Raw genomic sequence first — 15,172 nt, 5'->3', positions numbered from 1 at the left:
CGCCGCGAGTTCGTCTCTCACCGTGATCGCGGACGCAGCCCCTCACCCCAACCCTCTCCCCGTAAGAACGGGGAGAGGGAGTAAGTGCCGGCGACGGCTCGCAACTTTTGCATTCTGCCCGGAAATCGCTAATTTCCGCGGCCCGGAGGCCCCTTAATGTCCGTTATCGATCTTGCCGCTAGCCCGAGCGATCTGCGTGCGCTCGCCGAACAATCCAACGCCTGGCCGTTCGAGCAGGCGAAGGCGCTCGTCGCGCGGCTGAACAAAAAGCCCAAGGACGAGGTGCTGTTCGAGACCGGCTACGGCCCGTCCGGCCTGCCGCATATCGGCACGTTCGGCGAGGTCGCGCGCACCTCGATGGTGCGGCATGCCTTCCGCGTGCTGACCGAGGACAAGGTCAAGACGCGCCTCCTTGCTTTCTCCGACGACATGGACGGCCTGCGCAAGGTGCCGGACAACGTGCCGAACAGGGACCTCTTGGCGCAGTATCTCGGTCGTCCGCTCACTGCCGTGCCGGATCCGTTCTCAAACGAATATCCCTCGTTCGGCGCCGCGAACAACGCGCGCCTGCGCGCCTTCCTCGATCATTTCGGCTTCGACTACGAGTTCGCGAGCTCGACCGACTACTACAAATCGGGCCGCTTCGACGCGACGCTTCTGAAAATGCTCGCCGCCTACGATCAGATCATGGCGATCATCCTGCCGACGCTGGGGCCGGATCGCCGCGCCACCTATTCGCCGTTCCTCCCGATCAGCAAGACCACCGGAATCGTGCTCCAGGTGCCGATGATCCGCCGCGATGTTGCCGCGGGCACGGTGACCTACATCGATCCGGACAGCGGCGAAGAGGTCGAAACCCCCGTCACCGGCGGCAACGTCAAATGCCAGTGGAAGGCCGACTGGGCGATGCGCTGGGTCGCGCTCGGCGTCGATTACGAAATGGCCGGCAAGGACCTGATCGATTCGGTGAAGCTCTCGGGTGCGATCGCCAAGGCGCTCGGCGCCGCGCCGCCCGAAGGCTTCAACTACGAGCTCTTCCTCGACGAGAAAGGCCAGAAGATCTCGAAGTCGAAGGGCAACGGCCTCACCATCGACGAATGGCTGCGCTACGCCTCGCCGGAATCGCTGTCGCTGTTCATGTATCGCGAGCCGAAGGCGGCCAAGCGGCTCTATTTCGACGTCATCCCGCGCAACGTCGACGACTATCAGCAGTTCATCGACGGCTTCCCGAAGCAGGATGGAAAGCAGCAGCTCGGCAATCCCGTCTGGCACATCCACAACGGCAACCCGCCCAGGGGCGACATGCCCGTCACGTTCCAGCTCCTACTCACGCTGGTGTCGTCGTCGAACGCGGAGAATGCCGAGACGCTGTGGGGCTTCATCGGCCGCTATCGTCCCGGCGTGACGCCGCAGACGCATCCGAAGCTGGATGCGATGGTCGGCTACGCCATCAACTATTATCGCGACTTCGTGGCGCCGACCAAGCAGTTCCGCGTGCCCACCGACACCGAGCGCGCCGCGTTGCAGGATCTGCGCGATGCGCTGTCGCAACTGCCGCAGGACTCCTCGGCCGAGGACATCCAGAACGTCGTCTACGAGATCGGCCGCCGCGAGCCTTTCCTCGATCAGGTCAAGAAGGGCAAGGACGGCCGTCCCGGCGTCACGCTCGACTGGTTCAACATGCTCTACCAGGTGCTGCTCGGCCAGGAGAAAGGCCCCCGCTTCGGCTCCTTCGTCGCCGTCTACGGCATCCAGAACGCGGTGAACATGATCGACGGCGCGCTGGCGCGGAGCGCGTGAGAGACGTGTAGCCCGGACGGAGCGGAGCGAAATCCGGGGTCTTCACAAGCTGCACCAGCCGTCCCGGATTGCGCTTCGCTCCATCCGGGCTACGGATTCCGAGTTATAGGCGCAACTCATCTCCCCAATGTCGTCCCGACGAAGGCCGGGACCGATTACCCCAGGCAGGAGCCGCGGCACGAGACTGGTAACCGCGAGTCTTCGCCAAACCGCTTCCTGTGGTTATGGTCCCGGCCTTCGCCGGGACGACGGTGTTGGTTTGGGCGCCAGCAACGCATCTCATGCGCAGTCGCTGGCTTTCGCCAGGACGACGATCCCATGGTGCCACCTTCGTCTCGCCCTTCAGATCGACCGCAGCACGTAGCGGCGGTTGTCCTTCTGCACCGGGCGCGCGTTCATGGGATAGAGCTTTGCGAAGGCGGCGACATCGGCGCTGGCGACCTGGATCGGATCGGTCAGCAGCAGCCATTCGACGACCTCCGAGCAGGGCGGCGTCGTCAGCGAGCCGGAATAGCGGAAGTAGCTGAGCTTCTGTGGCAGCATGGCATTGGGGTTGATGCCCGCATCCGCCTTCACCGCGGGCCCTTCCGCAGCCGGCATGGTCTTGACGATCTGGCTGAAGGTCGCGTTCGGTCTGCCCTCGGCCATCAGCACGCCGACCACGGCGAGCCCGCCAGTGTCGGCGCGATGGACAAAATGCGCCTCCATCGGAAAGTTCTTTCCACCGATCGTGTGCTCGCTCGGCCGGTGGAAGTGGACCTGAAGCAGCTTGTACTTGACGTCGCCGAGCGTCAGCGTGCTGCCTTCTGCGAAGTTGAGCTGGATCGTGTGCCCGTTGTTGACGATCGTGTCGACGCTCCTGGCCCACCTCAGCTTCAGGGCGGGCAGTTGCGATTTGATCGTCGCCTCGATGTCGATCGGCGATTGTTGCAGGCCGACCGCGCAGGCCTTGTTGGCCGCGTCGAGATCGCCCCATTTGGCGGGACCGCCGGCGCCCTCATAGCTCCAATGCGCGCCTTCGGCCGCAAATGCCGGCTTGCACAGCGGACACAGCGCAAGACCTGCCAGCGCCTTCAATGCATGACGTCGATTCATCATATTCCCCCTCAAGATGAACTTGGTGCGCACGATGCGCGCAACCTAGGGGAGAGGCGCGGTGAGTCGCAATGGCGATCGCGGCCGATCGCGCGTCGAGGGCAAGTTTACGCCTTCTTCCGAAATGTCTCCAGCACAGCCGCGACGATCTTCTGTCCGTTCCTGCGCAGTTTTTTCGGATCGTCGGTGTGCGGCAGCAGCAGCCCGATCTTGCAGATCATGGCGTCGATCATCCGGCTGAGCGGGTCGACGTCATCCGCGTGCAACTCGCCGTCGCGCTTCAGGGCTCGCAGCGTCGCGATCAGGAGCGCGGTCGGATAGGTCTCCTCGATCTCGCGATAGCGCGCTTCGCCGAGCACGGCCTGCGCCTCCTGGATCACGATGCGCGCATAGTCCGGCTGCTCGCAGGCGTCGAGATAGGCCTCGATGCCGGCGCTGAGCCGATCCCAAATCTTGCGCTCGTTCCGTGCCGCGGCCTCGATTCTGATCGCCGCCTCGCGTTGCATGGCGACCACGACGGCGTCGAACAGCGCCTTCTTGTCCTCGAAGTGGTGGTAGAACGCGCCACGCGTGACCCGCGCCGCCCGCGAGATCGCCTCCATGCCGGCGGCCTGGAATCCGCTCGCCGCAAACGCCTCGCGGCCGGCGTCGAGCAGCGCCTGCCTCGTGGCCTCGCTGGACGACAGGATCGTGCGTGAACGCTTCGTCTTCGATCTCTCGGAGCTCTGCGCGCAGTCCGGCGTTTCGACCGACGCGGTCAGGCGCAAGCTGTTCGGCGACGCATCGCAGGTGGCGGCGTAGCCCGCCCACATTCATCCTCGAACTCAGGGAGCACCGGACCCATGGCCGATCCACGCGTGAAATCCGTCGGTGATATCGAGAGCCGGCATCTCTTCGACATCGTCGTTGATCTCGATCCCCGCATCAATTTCGGCGCCGGCCCGGTCGGGCAGCGCGTGCTGTTCGGGGCCGCCAAAGGCTCGTTCGAGGGACCGCGCCTGCGAGGTGCTGCGGGGTGGCGGCGACTGGGCGTTGTTCCGCTCTGATGGCGCCATGACCCTCGATGTCCGCCCGTCGCTGCGGACGCATGACGGCGAGCTGATCTACATGACCTATGGCGGCCGCTGGATCACGCCGCAGGATCTGCGCGCCGACATGGCCGACCCCGCGCGGCGCACCCAGATCGATCCCGCCGGATATTATTTCCGCACCAATCCGCTGTTCGAGACCGGCTCCAAGGCGTACGCCTGGCTCAATGACATCGTCTGTATCGGCAAGGGCTATCTTGTCGAAGGCGCCATTGCCTACAAGGTCTTCGAAGTGCTGTGAGGCGCCCGTGGATGCGCTGCCCTCGGGCTCACTGGCTCGCCCACACGATCCGCGCGATCCAGGCGACCTCGCCGAGGGCGATCGTGCGTTCGGCCTGAGTCAGATCGAGCGGCTGCAATTCCAGCGCCTTGGTCGTGCGGCGCTTCAGCGTCGTCACCATCACCGCGCCCGATCTGGTCTTCACCACCACGCGGTCGCCTTTCCGGACCGGCGCGCCCGGCGAGACCAGAATGATGTCGCCGTCGCGATAGGCAGGCTGTAGCGCGTCGCCGGAAATCTCCAGCGCGAAAGTGTGGCCGTCCTCGGCGGTAGGAAGCGCAACCTGGTTCCAGCCTTTGCCGGAGGGAAAGCCGCGGTCGTCGAAATAGCCGTTTCCCTCCGCCAGCGCGAAACCGATCAGCGGCACCGAGCGGCCGTCGCCCGGGCTGTCATCGATCAGCTTGACGAAGGTCTCGATCGACGAACCGGCTGCGGTGAGCGCCTTGGCGATCGATTCTGTCGATGGCCAGCGCTCGCGGCCGTCGGCGGTGACGCGCTTGGATTTGTTGAAGGTGGTGGGATCGAGCCCGGCGCGCTTGGCAAGCCCCGACGGCGACAGGCCGGCGCGCGCCGCCAACCGATCCAGCGCGCCCCAGATCTGGTCGTGGGTCAGCATCCTCTGCGCTTTGGCCTGCCTGACCATGGAAGGTCCAGCCCGTCGCAACTCAGGAAAACTGTCCTCAAATCAACCGGTTTTCCGTTTTCCGTGCAAGAGGCGGCAGGCAAGTCTTGAGTTCGCGAGGGGCCGCCATTACGGTCGCGCCCGGGTTCGCCGCCCCTTGAGACGAAAAAACCCAAGAGACTCAAAGAGCAAACAGGGCCCCCAGCAGGTGGTCAAGATCTACAAAATCTGTGCGGCCTCCGCCTGGCGCGAGGCGGAACGGCAGGGTGTGTACCGGGGTAGCGCCGATGACGCGCGCGACGGTTTCATCCATTTCTCGACCGCGTCCCAGGTTCCCGAGACCGCGCGCAAGCACTTCTTCGGGCAGCGCGCGCTGTTCCTGGTCGAGGTCGACGGCGATGCGCTCGGCGCCGAACTGCGCTGGGAGCGTTCGCGCAATGACGAGCTGTTCCCGCATCTCTATGGTGAGCTCGATCTCGGCGCGGTGATCTCGGTGATCAACCTCGCCATGCGCTCGGACGGCGGTCACGACATTCCGGAGCTTCTACCGTGATACGCGCCTTCGATGCCCTGTCGCTTCCGGTCCTGCGCTGGCTCGATCCGGAGGATGCGCATCGGCTTGCGATCCAGGGCCTGCGCTTCCTGCCGCCGACCAAGCCGCGCGACGACGATCCCAAGCTCGCGGTGCGCGCCTTCGGCCTCAACTTTCCCAATCCGATCGGCATGGCCGCGGGCTTCGACAAGAGCGCGGAGGTGCCGGATGCGCTTCTTCGGCTCGGCTTCGGCTTCGTCGAGATCGGCTCGGTGACGCCGAAGCCGCAGAGCGGCAATCCGCGGCCGCGGCTGTTCCGCCTCGAGCGCGACGAGGCCGTCATCAACCGGATGGGCTTCAACAATGACGGCGCCGAGGCGGCGCTACGGCGGCTCGCCGCGCGCGCGCAGAACGGCGGCATCGTCGGCGTCAATGTCGGTGCCAACAAGGATTCGCCCGACCGCGTCGCCGATTACGTCAAGCTGATCGAGACTTTTGCACCGGTCGCGAGCTATTTCACCGTCAACGTCTCCTCGCCGAACACGCCGGGCCTGCGCAACCTGCAGGAAGGCGCGCTGCTCGACGATCTCCTCGCAAGAGTGATCGACGCGCGCGAGCGGGTGCGCCAGAAGGCCGGTGACACCCCGGTGCTGCTCAAGATCGCGCCGGATCTCAGCCTCGCCCAGCTCGACGACGTCGTGCAGGTCGCGCGCTCGCGCCGGGTCGACGGCATGATCGTGTCGAACACGACGATCGCGCGGCCGAGCACGCTGCGAGAGGAGATGCGTGCCAAGGAGCAGGGCGGCCTGTCCGGCCGGCCGCTGTTCCGCCTGTCGACGCGCATGGTCGCGGAGACCTATGTACGGGTCGAGGGCGCGTTCCCGCTGATCGGCGTCGGCGGCGTGGATTCCGGAGGTGCCGCGCTGACGAAAATCCGCGCCGGCGCGAGCCTGATTCAGCTCTATTCGTCGTTGGTCTACAAGGGCCTTGGCCTCGTTGACGAGATCAAGCGCGATCTCGCCTCCACGCTGCTGCGCACGGGCCGGGATTCGCTTTCCGAAATCGTCGGCGCCGATGCCGCGACGTTGACTGCGGAAGACTGGCCGGGGATGTAGTGCGGTCTCGTGCCCCGGATGCAGCGCAGCGCGCCGTCTTCGGCGTGGTGCGCTGCTGATCCGGGGCCCACAGCCGCTGGGTCCCGGCTCTGCGTCGCGTCATTTCATGCCACGCCGTGTCCGGGACACGACCATCTTCCGAGGCCCCGTAGCCCGGATGGAGCGCAGCGTAATCGGGGAGCTGTCCGCTGGCACGAAGACCCCGGATTACGCTGCGCTCCATCCCGGCTACGATTTTGAAAACGTCGCCCTGAACAGTACCGGATAGCGCGCACCTTGCAAGCCGCCGCGCGCGACGTAGAAGGCGATCAGCGCGCTCCACAGTCCGGTATTGCCGAACGATTGCAGCGCCCACCAGGTGCCGAGGAAGATCGCGAGCGAGGCCAGCATCAGGTTGCGCATCTCGCGCGCCCAGGTGGCGCCGACATAGATGCCGTCGAAGCCGAAGGCGAACACCCCGGGCACGGGCGCGAGCACGATGAACAGCAGGAAGTCGCGCGCGCGGCGGCGCACGTCTTCGCTCGCCGTCATGAAGTCGATCATGGCCGGCCCGAACAGGGCGAACAGCACCGCGACCACCAGCGCGAAGCCGAGCCCCCACAGCAGCACCAGCCGGGTCGAATCGGCAAAGCCCTTGGCGTCGCGCGCGCCAAAGGTGCGGCCGCAGAGCTGCTGGGCCGCATTGGCGAGGCCGTCGAGGAAGAAGGCGCTGACCAGCAGGAAGTTGTTGAGCACGGAGTTCGCGGCCAGCGTGACGTCGCCGGCGCGCGCGCCCTTGGCGGTGAAGAACAGGAACACCGCGATCAGCGCCGCGGTGCGGATCATGATGTCGGAGTTCACCGCCAGCATCCGCATCAGCTTCGCCCGGTCGAACAGGGTTGTGCGGGGAACGGCAAAGCCGCCATCCGCATAGCGGCGGCAGACGATCACGCCGAGCACGAAGCCGACCGTTTCCGACAGCAGCGCGGCGATCGCCGCGCCCGCAATGCCGGTGTCGTAGACCAGCACCAATAGGATCGTCGCCACCATGTTGATGAGGTTGATGACGATCTGCAGCAGCAGTGCGGGATTGGCGCGGGCCTGCCCGACCAGCCAGCCGAGGATGACATAGTTGGCGAAGGCGAACGGCGACGACCAGATCCGGATCATGAAGTAGGTTTTTGCGGCGCGCGTGACGCCCTCGCTGCCGCCCATCAGGTCGAACAGCCCGCCGGCCAGCGGCACTTGCAGCGCGATCAGCGCAGCGCCGATCAGGCCCGCGACGATGAAGCCGCGCACCAGGATTGCGCTCAGTTCGTGCGCCTCGCCCGCGCCGAGCGCCTGCGCGGTGAAGGCGAGCGTGCTCATGCGCAGGAAGGCGAACAGCCAGAACAGGCAGTCGAAGATCACGGAGGCCATGGCGACGCCGCCGAGCAGCGCGGCGTCGTCCAGCCGTCCGATCGCGGTGGTCGAAACCACGCCGATCAGCGGCGTGGTGAGGTTCGCGACCATCGCGGGACCGGCGATGGCGAACACCTGGCGCGTGCCGACCCTGGGATGAACCGGTGCGTGCATGTCAGAACACGAGCACCATGCCGTCTTCGGCAGCGAGATGCGCGATGTCCTTAAGGCGCGACAGCATGTCGTCGCTCATATGGGTGAGGACGAGCCGCTTGGCGCCGATTTCGGGCAAATGCTGTTCCAAGGTCTTCAGGCTGAGATGGTTCTTCACCACCTTCTCGTACATATAGGCCTCGGCGATGAAAAGGTCCGCACCATGCGCCAGCGGAATGAGCGTCTCCGTCCATTCGGTATCGGCGCTGTAGGCCAGCGTGCGGCCTTCGGCCTCGACGCGATAGCCGAGGAACGGCCCGCCGGATTCACCGTGCACGACGGGGTAGGGCGTCACCATCACCGCGCCGAAGCTGCGGCTCTGCTCGGGCGCGAGTTCGACGACGGATAGCTCGAAGCGCTGTTTGGTTTTGGAGGAGTGCTCGAACAGCGCCTCCATCACCTGCGTCAGCCGCGTCTCGATCCCTTGCGGGCCCGCGATGGTGAGCCGCCGCGTCCGTCGCGAGAATTGCGCGTCGAGCAGGAAGAACGGCAGCCCTGCAAAGTGGTCGCCGTGGAAATGCGTGATCAGGATGAGATCGATGTCGTTGCGATCGATTTCGATCCGCTTCAGCGCCGGCAAGGCCGACGCGCCGCAATCGATCAGGAAATTGGCCTGCCGTCCCGTGACGTGGAAGCAGGTGTTGAGCCTGCCGCCCGAGCCGAAGGCATCGCCGCAGCCGACAAAGCGCAATTGCATCGGCTGTGCACTCCGTGAGAACTCAGCGGCCGCGTGGTGCGCCGAAGACGCGCGACAGCAGCCAGATCGGGATCACGATGACAGCGCCAAGCAGGAAGTAGCGCCACAGCCAGTTGACGGCGTCGAAGCCGAGATCCCACAGGCGCTGGAACAAGAGACGGATGCTGTAGATGATATTCCAGGGATCGAAGCCGATCGCGGCGAGCACGACGCCGACCAGGATCGAGAGCAGGATCAGGCGGAACGCGACCGCCAGCGGCGAGCCGCCAAGAAAGCGGTTCAGGCCATCGCTGTGGCCGGCCGGCAAGTCCCTGACGTCGTTGGCCATCGCAAAAAACTCCTCGCGGGGGTAGTCCCGATTATAGGCACGGCGGGGCACATGGGGAACCCGCGTCCGGCCGTCAATCGGCTTACTGCATTTTAATCCGACAGCCCGGCAAAAGCGAACACTGCCAGAGTCCGGCCTCGTTTGAGGGACAGCCATCCAGCGAGTCGCCGGAAAGCAACAGCCGGTAAGGTAAATGCGCGTCTTCATGTCGTGTGAACGGCTGTCAATTGCCCCCGGTCGTTTCCGGCTCATAAGAGGGCGTGCGGCACCGCTTGAGGTGTTGCACAGGTCGCTCGGCTCGAACGGTTTGACGAGCCAAGTTCCTGAGAAGTCCTTGGGACCGCCGCCGGGGCCAATTAACGGTTCTCTGCGCATAGGCTGGCTGACGTTGCGCTGGCCGGCGGCGGGACCATTTTTTTGCGCTGGGGCGCGGTGAAATTGATCGAATCGGTGCGAGCCGCGGGCTCGATTCACCTCTCCCACAGGGAGAGGTCGGATCGCATCGACAGATGCGATCCGGGTGAGGGGTTACGGTCTCGACTGAGCGCCGCGGCCCCTCACCCGGATTGCTGCGCAATCCGACCTCTCCCCGCTGGGGAGAGGTGAATTGCGGTTTAAGCTTCAAGCTCCGCCGCTTCTGTCTTCAGCATCTTTTCCAGTGTCTCCAGCCGGTCCGCCTCGCGCGGCGGCTTGTCCCAGCGCAGGCGGCTGATGCGGGGGAAGCGCATGGCGACACCGGATTTGTGCCGCGGCGAGCGTTGCAGGCCCTCGAAGGCCACTTCCAGCACCAGCCCCTTGTAGGGCTCATGCACGACGTGACGGACGGGACCGAATTTTTCCGTGGTGTTGCGGCGTACGAAGCGGTCGATCTGCAGCAGCTCCTCGTCCGTGAAGCCGAAATAGGCCTTGCCGACCGGCACCAGCTCGTCGCCGCTGTCACCCTCGGTCCAGACGCCGAATGTGTAGTCGGAATAGTAGGACGAACGCTTGCCATGGCCGCGTTGCGCATACATCAGCACGGCGTCGATGATGTGCGGATCGCGCTTCCACTTCCACCATTGTCCCTTCGGCCGTCCCGGCAGGTAAGGCGCATCGCGCCGCTTCAGCATCACGCCTTCGACGGCGGCCGCATCCTCGCCGGCGCCTGCGCTCACCGGATCGGCGCGCGCCGCAGTGAGCGCCTCCCAGCTTGCGAAGGGGACGGTCGGCGACAGGTCGATGCGGGGATCGTCGAGTTTCCTGACGAACGTCTCTAGCCGCTCGCGCCGCTCGGCAAAGGGCAGTTCGCGCAAGTCGTTCTCGTCGTCGCCGAGCAGGTCATAGGCGCGCAGATGGATCGGAAAGTCCTTGATCAGCTTTGGCGAGACGACCTTGCGGTTGAGCCGCTGCTGCAGAACGTTGAAACTCTGCACGCGGCCGTCGCGCAGGATCAAGAGCTCACCGTCGATCGCGCCGGGCAGTCGCAGCGCCGGCACGAGATCCGGAAAGCTCCCCGTGATGTCCTCGCCGGTGCGCGAATAGAGCCGCGCCGTGATGTGGCCGCGGTCGTCGCGGCCCGCGACCGCCTGCACGCGGATGCCGTCCCACTTCCACTCGGCGATGTAGTCGGCGGGATCGAGCGTCGCGAAATCCGTCCCCTCGATCGCATGCGCCAGCATCACTGGGCGGAACGGCGCGGGATCGCGATTGACGGGCTTCTCAGTGCGGCCCTCCAGCCAGGCGAACAGGTCGAGATAGGGCGGTGAGAGGCCCGGCCAGATCAGCTCGACCTCATGCGGGTCCTTGTCGCCGAGCGCGGCCGCCGCGGTTTTTGCAAGACGCGCGGAAATGCCGATGCGCAGCGCGCCGGTGACGAGTTTCAGAAGCGCCCAGCGGCCGGTCTCGTCGAGCTCGTCGAGCCAGCGTGTGAGCTGTGCCGGCAGCTCGGTCTTGCCGAGCGTGCGGAGTGTGGTGACGACTTCGGTCAGCGTCGGGGGCGGCGGGTTGTTGTGGTTGCGCGGGCGCAGGGACTCATCATTATCTCGCCCGGGGTACCCCCCTCCCTGGCCCTCCCCCGCATCTGCCTTTGCTGAAGCTTCGGCGGACAGGAGCGGGGAGGGAACGGAGAGGCTCGTGCGTCCATCACTGCCGAAATTGTTGTCAGTTGTCGTGTTCGTCGATTGCCGCGTGCGCTGCTGCGCTCCCTCCCCCCTCCTGTCCGCCGAAGCTTCGGCGAAGGCGGATGCGGGGGAGGGCTGGGGAGAGGGGTAGCCCGGAAAAGATTTGTCGTTGTTGACGACTCCCTTCGGCCACATCAGCGCCACCGTCTCCGAAAGATCGCCGACGTAGTCATACGACAGTCCGAACAGCACGGGATCGGTGCGCGCCGCGATCAGGTCGCGGATCAGTGCCGGCTTGGCGTGCTTGAAGCTGAGTGCGCCGGTGAGTGCGGCCAGCGCATAGCCGCGGTCGGGATCGCCGACTTCGTGGAAATAGCTGGTGATCAGCCGCAGCTTGTTGTTGCGGCCGGGCTCGTAGGCGAGACGATCGAGAAGCTCGGCGAAGCGGTTCATGCTTCGGCCTCGTCGCCAAGCGGCGTCTCGGTCTCCTCCTCGTCGCCATAGCCAACGAGGTCGAGCGGCTGCGCGCGCAAGCCGCGGCTCTTGCACCAGTGCACCAGCGCGTCTTCCTGGCCATGGGTGACCCAGATCTCGCCGGCGCCGGTCGCGGCAATGGTGGCAGTGAGGCCGTCCCAATCGGCGTGATCGGAAATCACCAGCGGCAATTCGACGCCGCGCTGTCGCGCTCGGGCGCGCACCCGCATCCAGCCCGAGGCGAATGCGGTGACGGGATCGGGGAAGCGGCGCGTCCATAAATCGGACGTGGCCGAGGGCGGCGCCAGCGTGATGGTGCCGGCGAGCGCCGCCTTCTTGACGCCCTTCACCGGCCGCAGTTCGCCGAGCTCGATCCCGCGGCTCTGATAATAGTGCGTGATCGACTCCATTGCGCCATGCAGAAAGATCGGCGCGTCGTAACCGGCCTCGCGCAACAGCGCGATCACGCGCTGCGCCTTGCCGAGCGAGTAGGCGCCGACGAGATGCGCGCGCTCCGGAAACAGTGCGACCGACGCCAGCAGCTTCTTCACCTCATCGGCGGCATCGCCGTGCCGAAATACCGGCAGCCCGAAGGTCGCCTCCGTGATGAAGACGTCGCAGGGCACGAGCTCGAACGGCGTGCAGGTCGGGTCGGGTGCATCCTTGTAGTCGCCGGAGGCGACGATGCAGGTGTCCTGGCAGCTCACAGCGATCTGCGCCGAGCCAAGCACGTGGCCTGCCGGGTGAAACTTGACGCTGACATCGCCGAGGCGGATCTCCTCGCCATAGCGGATCGCTTGCGTCGATCCGGCAAAATTCTCGCCGTAGCGCAGCCGCATCATGTCCAGCGTTTCCTGCGTCGCCAGCACCGCGCCGTGGCCGGCGCGCGCATGGTCGGAATGGCTGTGGGTGATCACGGCCCGTTCCACGGAGCGGACAGGATCGATATGGAAGCCGCCCGGCTTGCAGCACAGGCCGGCAGCAGTTGGCAGCAGGATGTCTTGCGGGCGCATGATGGTCATATAGGGCGGCGCTGCCCCAATGTTCACCCGTCATGGGCGGGCTTGACCCGCGCATCCATCCTCTTAAACACTCCCTTTTTTGATGGATTGCCGGGCGCAGACAAGTTTACGCAATCTGCGCAAGGTAGACTGCTATGCCCGGCAATGACGAGCCAAGTTCCATGCCCCTGCGCCTGTTCCTGTCCTCCGGCGATCTGATGGCCGACCGCCGCTTCGAGTTCGCGCGCGACCTCCAGCTCAAGGGCGACCTGCCCGCTGCCGCCGACCTGCTGGAGCAGGCGATCGAGCTTGCACCGAACTTCACCTCGGCCTGGTTCACGCTCGGCGAAATCCGTAAGCAGCTCGGCGAGCGCGATGAGGCCATCGCGGCGTTCCGCAAGGCGCTCGATTCCGATCCCGACGACCAGCACGGCGCCGGCCTGCATCTGATGCGGCTTGGCGACGCGCAACTGGCGGAGATGCCCAAGGCCTATGTGCAGGCCCTGTTCGATCAATACGCTCCGCGCTTCGAGCACGCGCTGATCAACGATCTCGGCTATCGCGCGCCGGCGCTGATCTTCAAGGCGGTGCTGGCCGCGCGCGTTGCCGCGAAGAAGCCCGCCTTCTTCAAGCGTGCCATCGATCTCGGCTGCGGCACGGGGCTTGCGGCCTCAGCTTTCGCAAAACAGGTCGATCATTTCGTCGGCATTGACCTGTCGGCCGGCATGATCAAGGAGGCGCAAGCCACCGGGCTTTATGCCGAGCTCGAAGTCGCCGACATGATTGACGGCCTGCGCGGCAAGGCTGATGCCAGCGCCAACCTCGTCGTCGCGGCGGATGCGTTCGTATACCTCTCCGATCTCGCGCCGGTGCTCATTGAAGCCAAGCGCGTGCTCGCATCCGGCGGCACGCTCGCGCTCACATCGGAGACGCATGACGGCAGCGGCGTCGTTCTCGGCGATGGCCTGCGCTATGCCCATTCCGCGGAATATGTGCGCGGCGTGATCGGCAAGGCCGGACTCAAGCTCCTGACATTGGAGGCGGCGTCTCCACGCAACGAGAACAACGAGCCGGTGCGCGGACTCGTCGTCGTCGCCGAGAAAACTTGAGTCTAGGCGCTGTACTTGCTGCGATTTGAGCGTCATTGCGTCGCAAAGCTGCGACTTCCCACTTGCGACGCCTGCTGCGATGCCAGCACAATGCGCGCACCAGGGAGAAAACAACAATGACGAAGAATCCATCGCGGCGCGATTTCAGCGCCGCCGCGCTCGCCACCATCGCCGCCTCCACTTTGCCCGCGCCTTACGTCCGGGCCGCGGAGAAGAAATATGATGCGGGCGCCAGCGACACCGAAATCAAGATCGGGCAGACCGTGCCACACTCCGGTCCCGGCTCGCTCTATGGCGTGTTGGGCCGCATCGGCGAAGCCTATTTCCAGATGCTGAACGAGAAGGGCGGCATCAACGGGCGCAAGATCAAGTTTCTCACGCTGGACGATGCCTATAGCGCGCCGAAATGCGTCGAGGCGACGCGGCGGCTGGTCGAGCAGGAGGAGGTGCTGGCGCTCTACGGCTCGCTCGGTACCGCGCCGCAGACTGCCGTGCACAAATACCTGAACTCCAAGGGCGTGCCGCAGCTCCTGCTCAACACCGGTGCGTCCAAGTGGAATAATCCGAAAGAGTTCAAGTGGACGATGGCGGGCCTGCCGCTCTATCCGACCGAGGCGTGCATCCTGGCGCGGCACGTCGTCAACGTGAAGCCGAACGCCAAGATCGGCATCCTCTACCAGAACGACGATTTCGGCCGCGACTTCTTGGGTCCCTTCAAGAAGGTGCTGGCCGATGCCGGCGGCACCGCGCAGGTGATTTTGGAGCAGACCTACGATCTCACCGATCCGACCGTGGATTCCCAGCTCATCAATCTCTCGAAGTCGGGCGCTGATGTCTTCTACAACATCACCACCGGCAAGGCGACGTCGCAGTCGATCCGCAAAGTCGCCGAGCTCGGCTGGAAGCCGCTGCAACTGTTGTCGGCGGGCTCGACGGGCCGCTCGATCCTCAACGCCGCCGGGCTCGAGAATGCCACCGGCATCGTCGCCATCCGCTACAACAAGGAGGTCGGCCTGCCGAAGTGGGAGAAGGACCCCGACGTGATGGCGTTCGAGGAGCTGCGCAAGAAATACCTGCCCAGCATCGATCAGGACAACACCATCGCCTTTGCCGGCTACGGCCAGGCCGTGACCATGGGCGAGATCCTGCGTCGCTGCGGCGACGACCTCACCCGCGCCAACGTGCTGAAGCAGGCCTCCACGCTCGCCGGCTTCCACTCGCCCTATTTCCTCGACGGCGTCACCTACAGCTACACGCCGCAGGACTACACGCCGATGAAGACGCTCTACATCTCCACCTTCAGCGGCAAGGACTGGGAGATCTCCGACAAGCCGATGTC

The 15,172-nt window shown here is 65.2% G+C and carries 15 protein-coding genes; 7 read left to right on the top strand and 8 right to left on the bottom strand.

Annotated elements, in window-relative coordinates; all coding sequences use genetic code 11:
* Window positions 1-156: 156 nt before the first annotated feature.
* Window positions 157-1,800, top strand: coding sequence for a lysine--tRNA ligase (locus AYJ54_RS15475; RefSeq protein WP_063699772.1), 1,644 nt, complete (start codon window positions 157-159; stop codon window positions 1,798-1,800).
* A gap of 342 nt (window positions 1,801-2,142) precedes the next feature.
* Here the strand turns inward: AYJ54_RS15475 and AYJ54_RS15470 are convergent, their stop codons facing one another.
* Together AYJ54_RS15470 and AYJ54_RS15465 are read right to left on the bottom strand one after the other, a co-directional pair.
* Window positions 2,143-2,895 (bottom strand): carbonic anhydrase, encoded by a 753-nt coding sequence (locus AYJ54_RS15470; RefSeq protein WP_063699852.1) that lies wholly within the window; start codon window positions 2,893-2,895, stop codon window positions 2,143-2,145.
* 107 nt (window positions 2,896-3,002) lie between these two features.
* The gene (locus AYJ54_RS15465; protein ID WP_082905662.1) at window positions 3,003-3,707 is read right to left on the bottom strand and encodes a TetR/AcrR family transcriptional regulator; all 705 of its coding nucleotides are present in this window, start codon (window positions 3,705-3,707) and stop codon (window positions 3,003-3,005) included.
* A gap of 30 nt (window positions 3,708-3,737) precedes the next feature.
* Between AYJ54_RS15465 and AYJ54_RS52345 the strand changes: the two genes are divergently transcribed.
* Window positions 3,738-3,941, top strand: a complete 204-nt coding sequence (locus AYJ54_RS52345; RefSeq protein WP_245329024.1) for a DUF3237 domain-containing protein — start codon at window positions 3,738-3,740, stop codon at window positions 3,939-3,941.
* Window positions 3,942-3,948: 7 nt separating this feature from the next.
* Window positions 3,949-4,224, top strand: coding sequence for a DUF3237 domain-containing protein (locus AYJ54_RS52340; protein ID WP_245329023.1), 276 nt, complete (start codon window positions 3,949-3,951; stop codon window positions 4,222-4,224).
* A 28-nt stretch (window positions 4,225-4,252) separates the two neighbouring features.
* Here the strand turns inward: AYJ54_RS52340 and AYJ54_RS15450 are convergent, their stop codons facing one another.
* A complete protein-coding gene (locus tag AYJ54_RS15450) occupies window positions 4,253-4,906 on the bottom strand; it encodes a S24 family peptidase (RefSeq protein WP_136623716.1) in 654 nt (217 codons plus the stop codon).
* A gap of 187 nt (window positions 4,907-5,093) precedes the next feature.
* On the opposite strand from AYJ54_RS15450, the gene AYJ54_RS15445 reads away from it, so the two are divergent.
* Together AYJ54_RS15445 and AYJ54_RS15440 are read left to right on the top strand one after the other, a co-directional pair.
* Window positions 5,094-5,438, top strand: coding sequence for a DUF952 domain-containing protein (locus AYJ54_RS15445; RefSeq protein WP_063699767.1), 345 nt, complete (start codon window positions 5,094-5,096; stop codon window positions 5,436-5,438).
* Complete coding sequence (locus AYJ54_RS15440) at window positions 5,435-6,532, top strand: quinone-dependent dihydroorotate dehydrogenase (protein ID WP_063699766.1); 1,098 nt, start codon at window positions 5,435-5,437, stop codon at window positions 6,530-6,532. The genes AYJ54_RS15445 and AYJ54_RS15440 overlap by 4 nt, the downstream gene beginning before the upstream one ends.
* Before the next feature lie 228 nt (window positions 6,533-6,760).
* Here the strand turns inward: AYJ54_RS15440 and AYJ54_RS15435 are convergent, their stop codons facing one another.
* The 5 genes from AYJ54_RS15435 to AYJ54_RS15415 form a co-directional block, all read right to left on the bottom strand.
* The gene (locus AYJ54_RS15435; RefSeq protein WP_063699764.1) at window positions 6,761-8,086 is read right to left on the bottom strand and encodes an MATE family efflux transporter; all 1,326 of its coding nucleotides are present in this window, start codon (window positions 8,084-8,086) and stop codon (window positions 6,761-6,763) included.
* A 1-nt stretch (window position 8,087) separates the two neighbouring features.
* Window positions 8,088-8,822: an MBL fold metallo-hydrolase gene (locus AYJ54_RS15430; RefSeq protein WP_063699762.1), complete on the bottom strand. Its 735-nt coding sequence runs from the start codon at window positions 8,820-8,822 to the stop codon at window positions 8,088-8,090.
* Window positions 8,823-8,844: 22 nt separating this feature from the next.
* Window positions 8,845-9,150, bottom strand: a complete 306-nt coding sequence (locus AYJ54_RS15425; protein WP_027549720.1) for a DUF6460 domain-containing protein — start codon at window positions 9,148-9,150, stop codon at window positions 8,845-8,847.
* Between the two features lie 614 nt (window positions 9,151-9,764).
* Entirely contained in the window at window positions 9,765-11,702 is a 1,938-nt protein-coding gene (locus AYJ54_RS15420; RefSeq protein WP_063699761.1) for a cisplatin damage response ATP-dependent DNA ligase, read from the bottom strand.
* Window positions 11,699-12,736, bottom strand: a complete 1,038-nt coding sequence (locus AYJ54_RS15415) for a ligase-associated DNA damage response exonuclease (protein ID WP_063699849.1) — start codon at window positions 12,734-12,736, stop codon at window positions 11,699-11,701. The genes AYJ54_RS15420 and AYJ54_RS15415 overlap by 4 nt, the downstream gene beginning before the upstream one ends.
* 170 nt (window positions 12,737-12,906) lie before the next feature.
* Between AYJ54_RS15415 and AYJ54_RS15410 the strand changes: the two genes are divergently transcribed.
* Window positions 12,907-13,833: a class I SAM-dependent DNA methyltransferase gene (locus AYJ54_RS15410; RefSeq protein ID WP_063699760.1), complete on the top strand. Its 927-nt coding sequence runs from the start codon at window positions 12,907-12,909 to the stop codon at window positions 13,831-13,833.
* Window positions 13,834-13,949: 116 nt separating this feature from the next.
* The coding region (locus AYJ54_RS15405; protein ID WP_063699847.1) for an ABC transporter substrate-binding protein at window positions 13,950-15,172 on the top strand (1,223 nt) is incomplete at its 3' end.

It is taken from the genome of Bradyrhizobium centrolobii (assembly GCF_001641635.1).
Lineage (GTDB): Bacteria > Pseudomonadota > Alphaproteobacteria > Rhizobiales > Xanthobacteraceae > Bradyrhizobium > Bradyrhizobium centrolobii.
Note: the sequence above shows the minus strand (reverse complement) of the source record. Positions and strands in the feature narration are given on the sequence as shown.